15 protein-coding genes are annotated in these 18,781 nt (G+C 61.0%); 9 read left to right on the top strand and 6 right to left on the bottom strand.

Features of this window, described 5'->3' with window-relative positions; genetic code table 11:
- Positions 1–71: 71 nt before the first annotated feature.
- The 3 genes from QMG46_RS00550 (at position 72) to QMG46_RS00540 (ending at position 4,994) form a co-directional block, all read left to right on the top strand.
- Positions 72–530: a MarR family winged helix-turn-helix transcriptional regulator gene (locus QMG46_RS00550; RefSeq protein ID WP_281850470.1), complete on the top strand. Its 459-nt coding sequence runs from the start codon at positions 72–74 to the stop codon at positions 528–530.
- Between the two features lie 230 nt (positions 531–760).
- Positions 761–1,891, top strand: a complete 1,131-nt coding sequence (locus tag QMG46_RS00545; protein ID WP_281850469.1) for an efflux RND transporter periplasmic adaptor subunit — start codon at positions 761–763, stop codon at positions 1,889–1,891.
- 4 nt (positions 1,892–1,895) lie between these two features.
- Positions 1,896–4,994, top strand: a complete 3,099-nt coding sequence (locus QMG46_RS00540; protein ID WP_281850468.1) for an efflux RND transporter permease subunit — start codon at positions 1,896–1,898, stop codon at positions 4,992–4,994.
- 46 nt (positions 4,995–5,040) lie between these two features.
- Here QMG46_RS00540 and QMG46_RS00535 read toward each other — a convergent pair whose 3' ends face one another.
- The 5 genes from QMG46_RS00535 to QMG46_RS00515 form a co-directional block, all read right to left on the bottom strand.
- The gene (locus tag QMG46_RS00535; RefSeq protein ID WP_281850467.1) at positions 5,041–6,378 is read right to left on the bottom strand and encodes a methyl-accepting chemotaxis protein; all 1,338 of its coding nucleotides are present in this window, start codon (positions 6,376–6,378) and stop codon (positions 5,041–5,043) included.
- Between the two features lie 245 nt (positions 6,379–6,623).
- On the bottom strand, positions 6,624–8,066 hold the full coding sequence (locus QMG46_RS00530) for a M20/M25/M40 family metallo-hydrolase (protein WP_281850466.1): 1,443 nt from the start codon (positions 8,064–8,066) through the stop codon (positions 6,624–6,626).
- Between the two features lie 150 nt (positions 8,067–8,216).
- Positions 8,217–8,624 carry a large-conductance mechanosensitive channel protein MscL gene (gene mscL, locus QMG46_RS00525; RefSeq protein ID WP_281850465.1) on the bottom strand — a complete coding sequence of 136 codons (408 nt, stop codon included), beginning with the start codon at positions 8,622–8,624 and terminating at the stop codon, positions 8,217–8,219.
- Positions 8,625–8,763: 139 nt separating this feature from the next.
- Positions 8,764–9,450 carry a fumarylacetoacetate hydrolase family protein gene (locus QMG46_RS00520; protein ID WP_281850464.1) on the bottom strand — a complete coding sequence of 229 codons (687 nt, stop codon included), beginning with the start codon at positions 9,448–9,450 and terminating at the stop codon, positions 8,764–8,766.
- 75 nt (positions 9,451–9,525) lie between these two features.
- Positions 9,526–10,053, bottom strand: a complete 528-nt coding sequence (locus tag QMG46_RS00515) for a hypothetical protein (protein ID WP_281850463.1) — start codon at positions 10,051–10,053, stop codon at positions 9,526–9,528.
- Between the two features lie 338 nt (positions 10,054–10,391).
- Here QMG46_RS00515 and QMG46_RS00510 point away from each other — a divergent pair, with 338 nt between their 5' ends.
- The 5 genes from QMG46_RS00510 (at position 10,392) to QMG46_RS00490 (ending at position 16,217) form a co-directional block, all read left to right on the top strand.
- Positions 10,392–11,639 (top strand): efflux RND transporter periplasmic adaptor subunit, encoded by a 1,248-nt coding sequence (locus QMG46_RS00510; RefSeq protein WP_281850462.1) that lies wholly within the window; start codon positions 10,392–10,394, stop codon positions 11,637–11,639.
- Positions 11,640–11,667: 28 nt separating this feature from the next.
- Positions 11,668–12,354 (top strand): ABC transporter ATP-binding protein, encoded by a 687-nt coding sequence (locus QMG46_RS00505; protein ID WP_281850461.1) that lies wholly within the window; start codon positions 11,668–11,670, stop codon positions 12,352–12,354.
- 9 nt (positions 12,355–12,363) lie between these two features.
- Positions 12,364–13,527: an ABC transporter permease gene (locus tag QMG46_RS00500; protein WP_281850460.1), complete on the top strand. Its 1,164-nt coding sequence runs from the start codon at positions 12,364–12,366 to the stop codon at positions 13,525–13,527.
- 10 nt (positions 13,528–13,537) lie between these two features.
- Positions 13,538–14,854, top strand: coding sequence for an ABC transporter permease (locus QMG46_RS00495; protein ID WP_281850459.1), 1,317 nt, complete (start codon positions 13,538–13,540; stop codon positions 14,852–14,854).
- A gap of 223 nt (positions 14,855–15,077) precedes the next feature.
- Positions 15,078–16,217: a trypsin-like serine peptidase gene (locus QMG46_RS00490; RefSeq protein ID WP_281850458.1), complete on the top strand. Its 1,140-nt coding sequence runs from the start codon at positions 15,078–15,080 to the stop codon at positions 16,215–16,217.
- Positions 16,218–16,253: 36 nt separating this feature from the next.
- On the opposite strand, the gene QMG46_RS00485 is transcribed toward QMG46_RS00490, so the two are convergent.
- Entirely contained in the window at positions 16,254–17,663 is a 1,410-nt protein-coding gene (locus tag QMG46_RS00485) for a short-chain fatty acid transporter (protein WP_281850457.1), read from the bottom strand.
- 516 nt (positions 17,664–18,179) lie between these two features.
- Between QMG46_RS00485 and QMG46_RS00480 the strand changes: the two genes are divergently transcribed.
- Positions 18,180–18,749: a fimbrial protein gene (locus QMG46_RS00480; protein ID WP_281850456.1), complete on the top strand. Its 570-nt coding sequence runs from the start codon at positions 18,180–18,182 to the stop codon at positions 18,747–18,749.
- Positions 18,750–18,781: the final 32 nt, after the last annotated feature.

Below are 18,781 nucleotides of genomic sequence, written 5' to 3'. Positions count from 1 at the left end.
GATGTGCATCCTCCCGGCCACCAGCCTATGCTTGGGCTGTGGCCCATGAACTGACCTGAGATATCGATCGCATGGCGAAAACGGAAGATATTTCCTTTGGCTACCTGCTCAACGACGTGACCTTGCTATTTCGCAAGCACTTTGATCGTCGTGCCGTGAAATTCGGTCTGACCCGCGCGCAATGGCGGGCGACCAAGATGCTCTATCACCGTGAGGGTCTGCGTCAGACCGAGCTGGCCGAATATCTGGAAATGGAGCCCATTGCCGTGGGGCGCGTCATCGATCGTCTGCAGACGGCCGGCTTCGTCGAGCGGCGTCCGGACCCGAAAGATCGGCGAGCGTGGCGTCTCTACCCCACCGAGCAGGCGCGTGCCGTGATTGCCGATATGGAAGACATCGCGCGCGGCCTGCGCCGGGATGCCACGCAGGGCATCGCGTTGGAGGAGATGGAGCAGTGCATGGCGGTGATCAACCGGATCAAGGAAAACCTGCAGGTGCTGGACCAGCCCGCTCCGGCTGACGATAACTAGATCGCTTCTGCAGACGATCGTAAGGAATTTGCGCCAGACTGACGCGGGGCTGACGAAAGTTTGTGCTCCAAGCCAGTGCCATTAGTCCCGGTCAATAGCCGCTTTTTTACCGGCATAGTCTGGTTTTTCCGGCACTTAGATGTGCACGAAAGGTGAATTGGCACGTTGTAATCAATTCACTGCATTCTTTCCGATTAACGGCCTCATCGGGCCTGCGAAGCCAAGTTCTCATGCCCTGGAAAAAATTTGCGTTGATCCTGGCAGTCGTGGCGGTTTGCGCGCTGGGTTTTCATTTTGTCCGCAGCGGTAAGGGGGCGGGAAAGAGCGACTCCCATGCCGGCGCCAAGGCCGCACAGGCAGTGCCGGTCAAGGTGGCCCGCGCCGTGCAGGGCGATCTCGACCTGTCGATCAAGGTGGTGGGCCGGGTCGAGGCCTGGTCGACGGTGACCTTGCAGCCGCGCGTTTCCGGTCAGCTGCAGCAACTGGCCTTTGCGCCAGGCGCGCATGTGCGCAGGGGCGATTTGCTGGTTCAGATCGATCCCAGCCTGCTCAAGGCCCAGCTCGATCAGGCGCGCGGCATGGTGGCGCGCGATCAGGCCCAGTTGGTCAAGGCAGAGGCGGACCTGAGCCGTTATACCGACCTGCTGGCCAAGAACTTCGTCTCGCGCTCCGATTTCGATACCTTCAAAGCCAACCTGGGGGTCGCCAAGGCCACCTTGCAGAGCGACCAAGCGGCGGCCGAGCTCGCTCAGACCCAACTCGATTACACGCGGATCGTCGCGCCATTCGATGCGGTAGCCGGTTCGCCGCTGGTATGGCCCGGCGCGCAGCTTTCGGCAAACAGCACGAATATCGTGGTGCTCAACCAGATCGAGCCGGTGCGCGTGGCCTTCAATATCCCCGAAGACGCGCTCGCCGCGGTGCGCGCAGGCATGTTGCGCGGTGACGTGCCCGTGCAGGCACAGGTCCCGGGCGACAAGACGGTGCCGTTGCAGGGCAAGATGGACTTCATCGACAACGCGGTCGATACGACCACCGGCACGATCGTGCTCAAGGGACGTTTCGAGAATCACGATCTGCAATTGACGCCGGGGCAGTTCGTCCAGGTGAACCTGCCGACGACGCATTTGAGTAATGTGGTCAGCGTACCGGTGGAAGCGTTGCAAAGCTCCTCCAAGGGCAGCTTCGTTTTCATCGTCGGCACCGATAACAAGGTACAGCAGCGCTATATCACCACCGGCACGATCAGTGGCCAGCATGCGGTGATCGACAAGGGCGTAAGCGCAGGCGAAACCGTGGTGATCGACGGTCAAATGCTGTTGGTCGATGGCGCCACGGTGCAGGTCGCCAAGGACAGCTGACGCGATGAATCTGCCCGAACTGTGCATCCGTCGACCGGTCATGACCACGCTGCTGATGGCGGCGCTGGTGGTGTTCGGTGTCGCGGCCTATCCGCGACTGCCGGTCAACGAATTACCCAACGTCGACTTTCCGACCATCAGCATCTCGGCAAGCTTGCCGGGTGCCGCGCCCGAGACCATGGCGTCGGCGGTCGCGACCCCGCTCGAAGCGCAGCTGTCGACGATCGCCGGCATCAGCTCGATGAATTCGACCAGTGCGCTCGGGACCACCTCGATCACGCTGACCTTCGAGCTGGATCGCAGCATCGATGGCGCCGCACAAGATGTGCAATCGGCGATCTCGGCAGCACAGCGCCAGCTGCCCACGGACATGCCCACGCCACCCACCTTCCGCAAGGTGAACCCGGCTGATGCGCCCATCCTTTATCTGGCGATGACATCCGCGACCCTGCCGATGTCGCAGATCGACGAATACGCCGAAACGCAGCTGGCGCAGCGTCTATCGATGGTCGATGGCGTGGCGCAGGTGAGCGTGTACGGCTCGCAGAAATATGCCGTGCGCATCGACGTCAATCCTGATCGCCTTGCTTCGGCGGGCATCGGTATCGATGAAGTACAGACGGCTATCGCCAACGCCAATACCAATCAGGCGACCGGCTCGCTTTACGGCAACCGCCAGCAGTTGCCGATCCGCAACGATGGCCAGCTGATGCGCGCGTTGCCGTATAACGACATCGTCGTCGCCTACCGCAACGGTGCGCCGGTGCGCCTGGGCGATGTCGGTCGCGCCTATGACAGCGTGCAGAGCGACCAGACCGCGAGCTGGTTCAATGGCGAGCGTGCCGTCACGCTGGCGATCCAGCGCCAGCCCGGCGCCAATACGGTCGAAACAGTCGACCGCATCAAGGAGCTGCTGCCCGGCTTTACCGCAGGCCTGCCACCCTCGGTCAAGCTGGCCACGCTGTACGATCGCTCCGATTCGATCCGCGCTTCGGTCGATGACGTGCAATTCACCCTGCTGCTGGCCGGCGTGCTGGTCGTGCTGGTGATCTATCTGTTCCTGGGCAATCTGTCGGCCACGCTCGTGCCGGCACTGGCCCTGCCGATTTCGGTCGTCGGTACGTTTGGCATCATGTACGCCCTGGGTTACAGCCTCGACAATCTTTCGCTGCTGTCATTGACGCTTGCGGTCGGTTTCGTGGTCGACGACGCGATCGTGATGCTGGAAAACGTGATCCGCCATATGGAGGCGGGCGAGCAGCCTTACAAGGCTGCGGTGAAAGGCGCGGCCGAAATCGGTTTCACCATTTTCTCGATGACCTTGTCGCTGGTGGCGGTGTTTATACCGGTGATGTTCATGGGCGGCATCATCGGTCGCCTGTTCCACGAGTTCGCCGTCACCATCAGCGTCGCCATCGGGCTGTCGGGTTTTATCGCGATCACCCTGACGCCGATGCTGTGCAGCCGTTTTATCAAGGCGCACGACCACACCAAGAAAAACTGGCTGATCGCCGGCTTCGACCGTGGCTTCAACGCCGTTACCAACGGTTACACGAGCTCGCTGCGCTGGTGCATGAATCGCCCGCGGATGGTGATGCTTGGTTTCGTGATAAGCCTGGGCGTGACCGGCTTGCTGTTCTATATCACGCCCAAGGACTTCATCCCGGCCGGCGACAGCGGGCAGTTGCGCATCAACACCGAAGGCCCGGAAGACGTGTCGTTCGACGAAATGGTGGCGCGCCAGCAGGTGCTTGCCGATATCGTCGGCAAGGATCCGAATATCGAGGCCTACATGTCCTCGGTGGGCGCGGGCGGCTCGCGGGCCACGATCAATAACGGCTCGATGCTGCTCAAGCTCAAGCCGGCCAGCGAGCGTGAGCTCGACCCCGACGGCATCATCCAGGAGCTGCGGCGCAAGTTCGCCAAGATCGTGGGCATTCGCGCTTACCTGCAGAATCCTCCGTCGATCCAGGTCGGTGGCCGTCAGTCCAAGGCGCAATATCAGTACACACTGCAATCGGGCGACCTGGACGAGCTTTATGGCTGGGCCGGCAAGGTCACCTCCGCATTCGCTGAATTACCGGGTTTCCAGGACGTCACCAACGACCTGGATCTCAACAGCCCGTCGATTTTCGTGAGCGTCAATCGCGATCGTCTTGCGCCGCTGGGCCTGACCATGGCGCAGGTGCAGCTCGCGCTGGGTACGGCGTTCGGCGAGAACCAGATTTCGACGATCTACGGCACGGCGACGCAGTACTGGGTGATTCTGCAGGTGGATCGCCCGATGCAGAACAATGCCGATGTGCTGGCCAAGCTTTATGTCACTTCCAACACCGGCAAGCTGATTCCGCTCAACACGGTTGCCAGCTTCCAGCGCAAACCGCAGGTGCTGACCGTCAACCATCAGGGTCAGCTACCTGCGGTGACGGTATCGTTCAATCTCGCGCCCGGCGTCAGTCTCAGCGAAGCGGTCGGCGAGATCGACGGCGCGATGGTCAAGATGGGGCTGCCCGCTACCATCACCGGTAGCGTGCAGGGCACCGCGCAGGCGTTCCAGGATTCGATGCAGGGCATGGGCCTGCTGCTGCTGTTGGCGGTGTTCGTGATCTATCTGGTGTTGGGCATTTTGTACGAAAGTTTCATCCATCCCTTGACGATTCTTTCGGGCTTGCCGGCTGCTGCCGTGGGTGCGTTGCTCACGTTGGTGATCTTTCACGCATCGCTCGACTTGTTCGCCTTCGTCGGCATCGTGATGCTGATCGGCATCGTGAAAAAGAACGCGATCATGATGATCGACTTTGCGCTGGAGCGTCAGTCGCATGGCGATATTTCACCGGCCGATGCGATCTTCGAAGCCTGCCGCGTGCGATTCCGCCCGATCATGATGACGACGATGGCGGCGTTTGCCGGTACGTTGCCGATCGCGATGGGCATCGGTGCGGGTGCGGAGACACGCCGACCGCTCGGTCTGGCGGTAGTGGGCGGCTTGTTGGTATCGCAGATCCTGACGCTGTACCTGACGCCGGTGATCTATCTGTATCTGGATCGGTTGCAGACGCGTTTGTCGAGGAAGAAGGGCGTGACGATAGGGGCCGCGCACTAGGTCGAAAGCATGCTTGCCGCTACCGAGGCAAGCATGCCTTCGTGGATCATCTCGCGCCTGCTGGCGCGCCAGCGCGTAGTTGGTCGATTGCCAGCGTGACCTGCGCAATGCCACTGGCCTGCGAATGCGCCGCGTCGGCGATCTGCGCAACGCGCTGGTTCACCTCGGCCGCCGAAGCGACAATCGCATGCATGGCGTCTCCGGCCTGGCGAGCGCGCTGACTGCCATCGGCCAGCGAATCGATCGCGTTCTGCACCAGATCGCGTATTTCCTTGGCCGACTGCGCGCTGCGTTGAGCCAGCGCGCGCACTTCCTGCGCGACCACGCCGAATCCCTTGCCCTGTTCGCCCGCATGCGCCGCTTCCACGGCAGCATTGATCGCCAGGATATTGGTCTGGAACGCGATGGAATCCATCACGCCGATGATCTCGGCCATGCTTTGTGCGCGCTGATTGATGTGGCTGATGGTATCGACCAACTGATCGACCATCGAGCCGCCGGTGCTGGCGCTGCTGCTGGCCTCGTGCGCCAGCCGGTTGGCGCTCTGGGCTTGCCCGGCGATAGCGGGAACCGTATCGGACAAGGAGCCCAGCGCGCTCTGCAAAGCTTGCACGGCACGCGTTTGCTCGGTGACGTCGGTGGCGTATTTCACCACCTTGAATGGCCGTCCATCCATGTCGAAGATCGGGTTGTAACTCGCCTGGATCCAGACACTGCCTCCGCCGCGACGAACGCGCCGGAACAGTCCGGCGTTGTACTCGCCTTGCCGCAAGCGTTGCCAGAACTGACGATAGGTTTCGCTTTCGCGTTCGTCGGGGTCGACGAAAAGCCGGTGGTGTCGTCCGATGACATCCTCGCGCCGATAACCGAGCGCAGCGAGAAAATTATCGTTTGCATCGAGAATGATGCCATCCAGATCGAAACTGATCACCGCCTGCGCCCGATCGATCGCCGCCAGGCGGCCTTCCATATCCGCGGCTTTCAGGCGTTCCTCGGTCACGTCGATCGCATGCTTGATGACTTTGGCGGGTCGGCCAAATGCATCGAAAATTGCGCTATAGCTGCCTTGGATCCACACCTCGCGTCCGCCCTTGGCGACGCGTTTGTAGACGCCGCTTTGCGATTCGCCCGCGCCGAGTTTGCGCCAGAATGCCAGGTACTCCTCGCTCTCGCGCTGCGCAAGTTCGACAAACATCCGGTGATGCTGACCGATGATTTCATCGCGGGTGTAGCCGAGGGCGTCCAGAAAGTTATCGTTCGCCGCGACGATCGTGCCGTCGAGCGTGAATTCGATGATCGCCTGCGCCTTATGTAATGCGTCGATCTGGCTCTGCAACTGCGCGCGCGAATGACGATGCCGTGCACGCGGATAAAACCTTGCCATGAGCTGTTTCATAACGGTCCCCGAAGTGGCAACAGATAGCGTGAGATTCTCTGTAACCCATCGGCCCCCTGTGGCCTCAGGTCGAATGGTTAGCAAAAAAACCAACCGTTCGTTTCCTTGTATCGACTGGGGTTGTCACCCGCTTAAGTGCGCCCGGACGTTAATGAGGCGTACCGCACACTTTTTGTGCAGGCGCAAAAAAAAGGAGGCCAAAGGCCTCCTTTTGTATTCACTGCATACAGTGCTCAGTCTTCAGCGCCGTCCTTTGCGAATGCGCCGGGCGCGGAGCCGAAGTCACCTTCCGCCTGCGCAGCCATATATGAGAAGGCGGCATACACGGCGACGTTCTGCGCCAGCTCGCGCGGATCGATCTTGTCCAGCGTGTCGTTGGCGTTGTGGTGGTAGTCGAAGTAGTACGTGCCGTCCTGGGTCAGCGAGAGCGCGGCCATGCCTTTGCCGTGCATCTGCGACAGATCCGAGCCGCCGCCACCCGGGCGCTTGGTGTCATACGCTACGCCGATGGGTTGAAGCACCTTGGCGATCTGCTCGATCGCGCCGCGTGCTTCGGGCTTGACGCTCGCACTCATGCGCCACACCTTGCCCGAGCCGAAATCGGACTCGGTACCGAGCTGGTGCTTGCCCGCTTCGGCAGCATGCTTATCGGCATAGGCGCGACCGCCCCACAAGCCCATTTCCTCGTTGGCGAACGCAATCACGCGGATCGTGCGGTCGGGGCGCTGCGGCAGATCGTGAATCAGCTTGCCCGCCGCCATGGCAATGGCTACGCCCGCGCCGTCGTCGATCGCGCCGGTGCCCGGATCCCAGGAGTCCAGATGCCCGCCGATGGCGACAACCTGGTCGGGATACTTCTTGCCGGTGATCTCGCCGATCACGTTCGCGCCGGTGTAGCTGCCGTTGAAACCCACGTCGAGATCGAGTTTGACGCTCACCGGCTTGCCATAGCCAAGAATCCGCTCGAGCTGGTCGGCATCGGGGTTGGACAGTGCAGCGGCGGGAATCGCATCTTTCGGATCGGTAAAGCCAGTGACGCCGGTGTGCGGCGTACGGCTATGCTCGTCGGTACCGGCCGAGCGCAACAGATAAGCCGCGGCGCCGAGCTTGGATGCGATCACCGGACCCTGCGTACGCACGGCCGAGCCCATGCCGTAGTCGTGGCCATCCTTCTGGCGGTGCATGCGATAGCCGATATAGACAATCTTGCCCTTGACCGATGCGGGGTCGGCCTTCTTGAGTGCATCGAGGCTGTCGAACTTGACCACCTCGGCAGTCAGGCCGCCCTTGGGCGTACCGGCCGAGTAGCCGAGCGCGATCAGCGACAGCGGCTGCGGGAAGGGCGCAACGATCGCGGCGTGCTCGCTGTGGCGCTCCCACAGCGGGTAGGTGACCGTTTCGGTATAGACCTTGTCGAAGCCCAGTTCCTTGAACTTGGCGATCGCCCATTCGCGGCCACGCTGATCGGCCGGGCTGCCGGCCAGACGCGGCCCGACTTCGGTGGTCAGGGATTCGACGATCTTGTAGCCGGTGTCATCGGCCATCGCCTTGTCGCGCAACTGGGTGGCCGTCTGCACCGCGCCGGCGGGAATGACGGTATTCGTCGTGGCGGCACCGGCTACGCCGGTAGCCAGCAACAGGCTGGCGGTAAGCAAACTCAAACGAAGACTGCGCATTGGGGACCCCTCGGTGGAAACAGCGATTATCGCGCCGTGGGGTTTGGCCGCTTAGGCCGGAAGTCATGGATAGGGCGACAAACGAGTTGAAAGGAGTGAGAAAAGAGCAGGACAGGCTCACTCTCTCTTCTCACTCCGGATCACTCACTACTAGCTCTTCTGCTTGAGCAAATCGCGAATCTCAGTCAACAGCACGACATCGGCAGCCGGCGGAGCAGCCACTTCTTCGCGGCGAGTGACGCGATTGATGAACTTGACCACGAGAAAGATCGCGAAGGCGATGATCACGAACTGGATCAACGTATTGATGAAGGCGCCGTACTGCACGGCGACCTCGGCGACCTTGTGTGCCGGATTGCTGGTGTCGGCCGGGCGGATGACCCACTTCAGGTCCGAGAAATCGATGCCTCCGGTGATCCAGCCGATCGGCGGCATGATGATCTGGTCGACAAGCGAGGTGACGATCTTGCCGAATGCGCCGCCGATCACGACACCGACCGCCAGGTCGATGACGTTTCCGCGCATGGCGAAAGTCTTGAACTCTTGCAGCATGCCCATGTGCTTTCCCTCGTTATTGGTCGGATAACGCGAACGACTTTAACGCAGGGGTGGGCAGGTGGCGAGCAAGGAATGGTGAAGAACGATCGTGGCTACACCGGTCGGCTCGACACCGACCGGCAAGATCTTGCCGTGTCGCCTAGACAACCTTGCCGTCGAGCGTGGCAATGCCTTCCAGCTCGGCATGAAAGCTGTCACCACGCTGCAGCGCAGCGACGCCGGCAGGGGTGCCGGTGAAGATCAGATCGCCGGCTTTCAGTTCGAACAGCTTGGACAGCGCGGCGATGATCTCGCCCACGTTATGCACCATGTCACCGAGCGTTGCCTGCTGGCGCACGCTGCCATTGATGGTCAATCGCAGCACCGTGCCGGCGTCGGGTTTGGCCTGCGCGGCCGGTACCAGCGCCGAAACAGGGGCCGAATGGTCGAATCCCTTGGCCACGTCCCAAGGATGGCTCTTGGCCTTGGCCACCGCCTGCAGGTCGCGTCGGGTCAGGTCCAGGCCCACGCCATAGCCCCAGACCAGCGCCTGGGCCTGGTCGGCCGCTATGTCCTTGCCGCCACTACCCAGGGCAACCACCATTTCCACCTCGTGGTGCAGGTCGGAGGTGGCCTGCGGGTAGGGCACCGGGCCGCCATCGGTTACCACGGCGTCGGCGGGCTTGCAGAAGAACATTGGCGTTTCCTTGTCGATGGTCGCGCCCATCTCGCGGGCGTGATCGGCGTAATTACGGCCGATACAGAACACGCGACGGATCGGAAAACGCTGTTCGCTGCCATGGATGGGCAGGCTGACGGTCGGGCTGGGGGCGATGGCATAGTTCATGACCGAAAGATTAGCAGTTCCGGGCCGGTCGGGAGCCCTGATTACAAAGCAATCCAGCTATGAACATGCTGGCATCTAAGGTTGGCGCTTGCGAAAAACAATGTCGAAATCCGGCTGCCATGTTTTGCCGCCGTCCCGCGACTGGGTGGCGGTTTCGCGTACGCCGTCACCGACTTCTTCCCAGCTCACGCGGTGCAGCGTTTCGCCCTTGTCGTCGATGGTGCTGCCGTTGAGCACGATCTGCTTTCCTTGCCGTGTGCCTTCGGCCACCAGCAACTCGCCTTCGTTGGAAACCCAACTCTGGTGCCAGCGTTTGCGTGCACTGTCGTAGATGGTGAAACTTTCGCCGGTATAGCCGTCGGTGCGTGTATACACCTCATGCAACACGCAGCCACCGAGAATCGAGGTCACCTGGTTACGCGCGACGGACGCGGTGCTGGTTTTGCCGATGCGAAAGGTGTCCCAGTCGCCGAGCCAGAAGTCGAACTCATGGTGCGCTGCGTCTGTGCATGAACGCGAGGGCGTGGTGGCATGAATGTCGCGCGCGTACCCCGCGCAGGCCATGAGGGCCACCAGGGTCACACGCCATGGCGCACGCAACATCGGAGTTCTCCAGTGTGGGACGTCCGATCTTGGTCAGGCACCGCGTGGCTTGCATAGGGCCACTTCGTTCGATTCCGGCTAGGCCAATCGACCAGGTCAGTCGCTTACGATGAGACAGTTACGCTGGAAATTAGCTGTCATGTCTTTTGATACCTGACGTCGTAGCAGGTAAAACTTCGCAATTCCGCGGTCGTGGGAGCGGCCGGGCATAGCGAACGTGCGAGTCAAGGTGACAGCTGTCATTGGCGACGGCTGATGGGGAGCAATGGCTGCCTGTCAGGCGCTTCGTCATGCTGCATTCCATGGTCAAACCGGCCGATGAGCCGGCGGGGAAAAGCGTGAATCAAGCAGATTTACTAAAAGAACTGCGTATCGACCGCAGTCAGCGCGAGGAGCATCGTGCAGGTCCGCCACGTTGGCTGTGGCCACTGCTAGGGGCGTTGATCGTATTGCTGTTACTGGCAGTTGGCGCCTGGTATGTGCTCAACCAGAAAGCCATCACGGTGCAGACAGCCGTTGCGGTATCGCCATCGAGCAATCCCGGCGCCGGTGCGGTACTACAAGCGACGGGTTACGTCACCGCACGCCGGCAGGCGACAGTATCGGCGCAGATCACTGGCACTTTGACCGAGGTGCTGATCGAAGAGGGCGACCGTGTGCAGAAAGGCCAGGTGCTCGCTCGTCTGGACGACAGCGCCTACAAGGCCAGCTTGATGGCATCGCAGGCACAGGCCGCTGCCGCCCATGCCCTGGTCAATCAGTTGCAGGCACAGGCGGCACAGAACGAACGTGACGCGGTACGTCTGGAATCGCTGGTAGGCCGCGGCCTGGTCTCCAAGCAGGATGCCGAGCAGGCACGGACCCAGGTCAACAGTATTCGTGCGCAGCTGATCTCGCAGCAACGGCAGGCCAAGTCCGCCGACGCGCAGGTCACCGTTGCCGAAGTCAATTTCGACTACACCGTGGTGCGTGCCCCCTTCAGTGGCGTGATTACCACCAAGGACGCGCAGGTCGGCGAAATCATTTCACCGCTCTCGGCCGGCGGCGGGTTCACCCGTACCGGCGTGGGCACGATCGTCGACATGGATTCGCTTGAAGTCGATGTCGACGTCAACGAGGCCTATATCGGCCGCGTCAAGGCGAACATGCCGGCCGAAGCCGTACTCGATGCCTATCCAGACTGGAAAATCCCCGCGCATGTCATTGCCATCGTACCTGCGGCAGATCGCGGCAAGGCCACGGTGAAAGTGCGTGTAGCGCTGGAAAACAAGGACGGCCGTATCGTGCCGGACATGGGGGTGCGCGTGTCGTTCCTGGAGCAGGCGGTCAATGCGCCGGCCGCGGCCGTACCCAAGGGCGTGCTGGTGCCGGCGACCGCCATCGCACAACGGGATGGGCGCAGCGTGGTGTTCGTGCTTGCGGGTGACAAGGCGCAGCAGCGCGCGGTCACGCCGGCTGCGCAGAACTACGGCGACATGCGTCTGCTGCCCGACCAGGTACAGGCAGGCGACACGGTAGTGATCTCGCCGCCTGACGATTTGAAAGACGGTATGCGCGCGGCAGTCGCCGCCAAGGCGCAGGACTGATTAACGACGCGTCACTGGGAGCATTTGCATGACTACGCTGATCGAAATCTGCGACCTTTCCAAGGTCTACGAGCGCGGCAAACAGAAAGTCGAAGTACTGCACCACATCAATCTCGACATAGCTCAAGGCGACTTCCTCGCCCTGATGGGGCCTTCGGGTTCGGGCAAGACCACCTTGCTGAATCTGATTGGCGGATTGGATAGTCCGACCGGCGGCCACATTAGTGTCGGCGGCGAAAGCATCGACAAGCTCGGTGCGGGCGCTCTGGCGCGTTGGCGTGCGGCGAATGTCGGCTTCGTCTTTCAGTTCTACAACCTGATGCCGATGTTGACCGCGCAGCGCAACGTGGAGTTGCCCTTGTTGCTGACCAAACTGTCCGCGGCGCAACGGCGCAAGAATGCCGAAATCGCCTTGCAATTAGTGGGCTTGAGCGATCGCGGCTCGCATAAACCGACCGAACTGTCAGGCGGTCAACAGCAGCGTGTCGCGATCGCACGTGCGATCGTGTCGGACCCCACCTTGCTGGTGTGCGATGAGCCCACCGGCGATCTGGATCGTCAGTCGGCCGAAGAAGTGCTGGGTCTGTTGCGTCAGCTCAATCGCGATCATGGCAAGACCATCGTGATGGTTACCCACGATCCCAAGGCCGCTGAATACGCCAACCACACCCTGCATCTGGACAAGGGCACGCTGGTCGAACAGGCCACGGCCTAAGGAGGCAGCATGAAATACCTCCATCTCATCTGGGCTGCCTTGTTTCGGCGCAAGACGCGCACGATTCTCACGCTAGTCTCGATCGTCGCCGCGTTCTTGCTGTTCGGCATGCTCGATGCCGTGCGCAGCGGATTCGACCAGGCCGGCAAAAGTGCAAACGGCGCGCAGCGCCTGCAGACCGGTTCGCGGCTATCGTTTATCCAGACGTTGCCGCAAGGCCTGGGTGCACAGATCGAACAAGTGCCGGGCGTGAAGTCGGTCGCCTATGCCAACTGGTTCGGTGGCGCCTATCAGGATCCGCACAATCAGATCTTCAGCTTCGCGGTGAGCGACAACTACATCGACCAGTATCCCGAGCTGGACGTATCGCCCGATGCACGCAAAAACTACGAGGCTACGCGGACCGGCATTCTGATCGGCGAGCAGCTGGCGAAGAAGTACGGCTGGAAAGTCGGCGACAAGATTCCCTTGCAATCGACCATCTTTCCCTTGCATGACGGCACCAAGAACTGGAGCTTCGACGTCGTCGGCATCATGCACGCGAAAGATAAGAGCGCCGGTTGGTACGACCAGATGATCCTGATGCACTGGAAGTACTTCGACGACAGCACGCCCTATAACCGCGGCACCGTGGGCTGGTATGTCAGTCGTGTCAACGACGTGAATCAGGCCGATCGGGTTGCCAAGGGCATCGACGCGCTTTCGGCCAATTCCGATCACGAGACACGCACGCAGACCGAGCAGGCCGCCAGCGCTGCGTGGATGAAGCAGCTGGCCGATATCGGGCTGATCGTCGGATCGATCATGGGTGCGGTGTTCTTCACGTTGCTGCTGCTGTCGGGCAACACCATGATGCAGGCGGTGCGTGAGCGCACCAGCGAGCTGGCGGTGATGAAGACGATTGGCTTCTCCAGTCATTCGGTCATGGCCATGGTGCTCGCCGAGTCGGTGTTGCTGCTACTGCTGGGTGGCGTTATTGGCCTTGGTCTGGCGATGCTGGCCGTTGGCGGCATGCAGACGGCCATGGGCGGCGGTATTCCCATGTCCAGTATCGGTGCGGACATCTGGATTCGCGGTGTGGTGTTGATGATCGTCATCGGCTTGCTGGTCGGCGCCTTGCCGGGCTTGCGAGCGATGCGACTGAACATCGTCGATGCATTGGCCGGTCGCTAAGGAGCCCGCCATGAAATTTTTGCAGAATCTGGGTTTGTTGTTGCTGCTCGTGGTGGCGCTGGTGATCTGGGTGGTCTTGCCCTGGCCGGCTCTGGTCGTGCTGGCCGTGCTATTTGCCTTGTGGATGGGGTTGACCCGGCGTGGCCGCCAGGCCGCTTCGGTCACCATGGTCGGCGTGAGCACGTTGCGTCAGCGTCTGGGCTCCTCGGCCGTGGTGGTCATCGGTATCGCCGGCGTGGTCGGCGTGCTGGTGGCCTTGCTGGCCATGGCCGAAGGCTACGCCGAGACGCTGGTGAAAACCGGCAGCAACGATACGGCTATCGTGATGCGAGGCGGTTCGGCCAGCGAAGTGATGTCGGTGCTCGAACGCGACAGCATCGTCGTCATTCCACAGGCGGCGGGCATCGCCAAGGATGCGCAAGGCCGCCCCATCGCCTCGCCGGAAATCGTCGTTGCCGCCAATCTTCCGCTAAAAGGCAGCACCGCTGACGACGAAGGCAGCGTGCAACTGCGCGGCATCGGCGAGCAGGGATGGGCGGTTCGGCCCAACTTGAAGATCATCGATGGGCGCAAGTTCAAGCCGGGCATGCGCGAGCTGATCGTGGGGAGCGGCGCGCAGCGCCAGTTCGCGGGGCTGACACCGGGCCATGAAATCAAACTGGGCAATCAAAGCTGGACGGTGGTCGGTGTCTTCGCTTCCGGCGATGCGCTCGACTCGGAAGTCTGGGGCGATGCCGATGTCGTGGCCGACACGTATCGGCGTGGCGGTAGCCGCGCATCGATCACGGTAAAACTGACCGATCCGAAGTCGTTCGATAGCTTCAAGTCGACACTCGCCGCCGATCCTCGCCTCAAAGTGGATACCACCACTACGCTGGAGTATTTCTCCAAGCAGTCGGAGGGGATGGCTAAGATACTGCGCATCATCGGCATCGTGGTGGGTTCGATCATGGCGATCGGCGCGATCTTCGGCGCGCTCAATACGATGTTCGCCGCCGTGGCGACGCGTGCCCGCGAAATCGCCACACTGCGAGCCATCGGGTTTCGCGGCTTGCCGGTCGTCGTTGCGATCATGCTGGAGACCATGTTGCTGGCCCTGATCGGAGGCTTGCTTGGCGGCCTGCTGGCATGGCTGATCTTCAACGGCTATACCGCTTCGACCTTGGCTGGCGGCTCCGTGGGACAGCTTACCTTCGCGTTCAAGGTCTCGCCGCAGTTGTTGTGGCAAGGTTTGAAGTGGGCCTTGGCGATCGGTTTTATCGGCGGCCTGTTCCCGGCCATGCGCGCCGCGCGCCTGCCGGTAACGACGGCATTGCGCGAGCTGTGAGGCTCCAGGGAGCGCACGCTTGGGCGTGCGCTCCCTAGGCGCGGCAACTCCCAGCCTTATTTGCGCTTGGCGCCACGGAGTTTGCCTTCCCGCGGCCTGCCCGCCATAAAGTCATACGCCTACGCGTAGTTGGCGTTGATGGTGAATGTCCCTTTTCTTCTCATTTCTTAGCATGAAGAGGCAATGACAGTTTGTCATTGCTTTCAATCATCAAGGGAATGACATGAAGACATCTGCCTGCAAATGGTTTTGTGGAGCGTTGGTGCTCTCGTTGGCATGGAGCGCACAAGCGCATGCATCGGACAGCGAGGCCGAAAACGGACTGGTCAAAGTCGCCGACGTGTTCGATACGGATATCAGGCTCGGCGATGACGCGGCGAGAGGCCTGGTTGACCTGGATTACCCGAACGCTACCTTTCTGCGTATCCACATGGCGGCCGAAGGTTTACCGATTGATGGAGAAATCGTACTGACGGATAGCCAGAAGCAGGTACAAACCATTCCTGCAAGCGATGTGGTCAATGCTGGGGCGGATGGATATTACGCCATGTCCATGGACAGCGATCACGTGAACCTGCAGGTCGTCGACGCAGATGGCAGGGTGCTGGAGCACGGTTACAGCTTGCGCGTGGACAAGGTCGACGTGGGCTTTAGCGACATCGCTAAAAAGCCGGAGCTCGAGACGCTAGCCGTCATTGGCGCCGACCAGCGCCAGCGTGCGGTGTGCTATCGACAGAGTGCGCCAGCGGCTTACCGTAACGCACAGGCAGTAGGACGTATCTATGGTCATGGTTATGTCGCCACCGCTTGGCGGGTAAGTTCCCAGAATCGCATGCTGACCAACCATCACGTCATTGGCAATTCGCAGAACCCGGCAGATTTTGAGGTCTGGTTTGGCTACGAACACGTCAATTGCGGCAACGATGGCCAGGTGCAGCCTGGCGTCAAGGTGCGCGGTGGCCAGCGTCTGGTGGGCGACAGCAGGCTGGATTTCCAACTGTTTACCCTCAACGAATCGCAATTCGGATCGGTGCGGCGATTTGGTTATCTGGGTCTTGATGTCGGTGCATTGACGCCGGGACGGGTTATCTATATTCCCCAGCACGGTGGAGGAGCCCCACGCCAACTGGCGCTGTTCGGTGATGGTGGCGGTCGTTGTCGTATCGATGCGACCACCGGTACGTTGGCGCGATACTCATGCGACACCGTCGGTGGAAGCTCCGGTTCGCCAGTGATCGACTGGAATACCAACAAGGCGATTGTTCTGCACAATTCCACCATTGGAAGCGCCAACCAGGGAAACCGGATCAACCAGATCTGGCCACGTATCCAGCCCTACTTCGCTAACGGTTCGGTCCCATAAATCGATCCGGCAGGACGTTGTGTCGCATCCCGCCGTTCAAGGCATGACCGGCGGGATGTACTGCAAGGTTTCGCCCAATAACCAAAGCATGCCAAGCACCAGCGGCAAGTGCACGAGCAGCTGGATAAAGGTAAAGCCCACGACATCGCGGGCCTTGAGCCCGAGTACGCCGAGCAAAGGCAGCATCCAGAACGGATTGATCAGATTGGGCAACGCCTCGGCCGCGTTATAGACCTGCACCGCCCAGCCCAGGTGCACATGCAAGTCGTTGGCCGCCTGCATGACGTAGGGTGCTTCCACCAGCCATTTGCCACCGCCCGATGGCACGAAGAAGCCGAGGATGGCCGAATACGCACCCATCACCAGGGTGAAAGTATCGGTCGAAGCGACATGTACAAACAGATCCGAAAGGCGATGCGCCAGCGTTTCGCCACCGCTGCCGGGCGCATGTGTCAGCAACTGGGCGATGCCGCCATAGAGCGGGAACTGGATGAGTACGCCCGCTGTGCTCGGTACGGCACGTGACACGGCGTTGAGAAAGCTGCGCGGCCGCCAATGCAACAGCACGCCCAGCGTCAGAAACAGAAAGTTGTACGTATTGAGATTGGCGATCGCGACGACTACCGGTTTGCTTGCAAACTCGTAGGCCAGCCAACCAAGTCCCAGCAGGCTGATCAGGATCGAAAGGAGCGGGCTGTATTCGAGCCATTCGCCAGGCCGGCTGCGTGGCGGCAGTGCCGGTGTGGAACTTTCGACAACACCAAAATCCTGAGCGGTACGCGCATGGTCCTTGGATGGTGCGGTGAGCCAGCAGATCAGCAGCGACACCAGGATCAGTGCGGCTGTCAGCACGATGGATTGCCACAGAAATATCGTCTGGCTAAACGGCAGCACACCCGTGATCTTCAGCAAGCCTGGCGGCATGCTGGCCGGGTTGGCTTGCAATTGTGCCGCTGACGAAGAAAGGCCCATGGCCCACACCGCACCGAGCCCCAGATATGCCGCCGCGCCCGCTGCGCGATAGTCCATGTGCAACTCGTCGCGACGTGCCAGCGCACGTACCAGCAGCCCGCCGAACACCAGCGAAAAGCCCCAGGACAATAAAGAGGCCAGCATGCTGATCAGGCCGACATAGCAGATGGCGCTTCGCCCGCTGCGCGGCACGCGCGCAAGCACATCGATAAAACGCGCCACGATCGGCGCTGTCGCCACCACATAACCGCCGATCACCACGAACGCCATCTGCATGGTGAATGGGATCAGACTCCAGAAGCCGTCGCCGAATGCGCCGACGGTCGCTTGCGGTGTCGCACCGAATGACAGCACGGCGATGGCGACGATCAGGACACCCAGTGCAGCGAAGATCCACGCATCCGGAAACCAACGCTCCGACCATGCTGCGCTGCGCAGCGCCGCGCGAGCCAGAAAGCCTTCTCGATTCTTCATGAGTTGTCCTGCGCCGTTTGTTGAGCCACGCGTTAGATGTTGGCGATACCTGCATTCGTTGAATAGGTAGACTTAGGTATCGATGAAAAAGATTATGAAATACATGTAGTTGCGTATTTGTCTCGGGCGACTTCCGTCGCCGTGAAAGGCCCGGTTTTCGCCGAATGATTATTTTTTTGAATGGTGGCACAAAGGTTTCGGATTATTTTTATAGGCGGCGCGCTGTGCCGCGCTTAGCATTTCTCACGTGCTCCTATCGGGAGCCATGGTGGCAGGTAGCGCGGTAACCAGTGCGCGCAGGGCTGGTTTGAAGGGAAGCTATCGTCAAAGCGCAAAAAGAGTCACTTGAGCTTGGAACCAGGATGGTCCTTGCCTCTCGATCACCGCCGGGTGCTTTCGACCCTGCGGGTTGTTGGTTATCACCATGCATTGCTTTGTCGTCAGTCGAAAGGCTGCTGACGAAGGCGTACGCCCAAAACGGCGGATTCAATACTCAACTTTTCAGGATTATTTGCAATGAAGCAAATCCAACTCGCCTCCGCGATCGCCCTCGTCATGGGCCTCGCCGTTTCCAGTGCTGCCTCGGCCATGACCACCGGCGGCACGATTACCTTCACTGGCGTTGTCACTGACGCGACCTGCACCGTCAAGGGCGGCGCGGGTTCCGACGGCGGCGAAGGCAACTTCACCGTGGCACTGGAGCCGGTCTCCGCTACCGAGCTGCCGGCAGCTGGTGCAACCGCCAAGATCAAGGACTTCCAGGTGATTCTGGGCGGCCCGGGCCAGGGTACGTGCGAAAACGGCAAGGTTGCCCGCATGTCGTTCCTGCCGTCCAGCCCGCGCATCGATCCGGCCACCGGCACGTTGAACAACGCGCTGACGGGCGAAGCCGGCAACACCAACGTGCAGGTGCTGGATAGCACGCACGCCGCCATCGACCTGCGCGATCCGGCCAATGGCGTGGATTTCCCGGCCATTGCCAACAACACCGCCGTTGTCGACTTGGCGGCGCAGTACTACGCCACCAACGCCGCAACGCCGGGCCTGGTGTCGACCAGCGTTGTGTACTCGGTTGTCTACAACTAAGTAGCGCCGGTTCGTTCCGCTTCGGCGACCGG

The organism is Dyella sp. GSA-30 (genome assembly GCF_027924605.1).
Classification (GTDB): domain Bacteria; phylum Pseudomonadota; class Gammaproteobacteria; order Xanthomonadales; family Rhodanobacteraceae; genus GSA-30.
The sequence above is the reverse complement of the archived record's forward strand: the minus strand, read 5'-3'. Positions and strand labels throughout refer to the sequence as shown.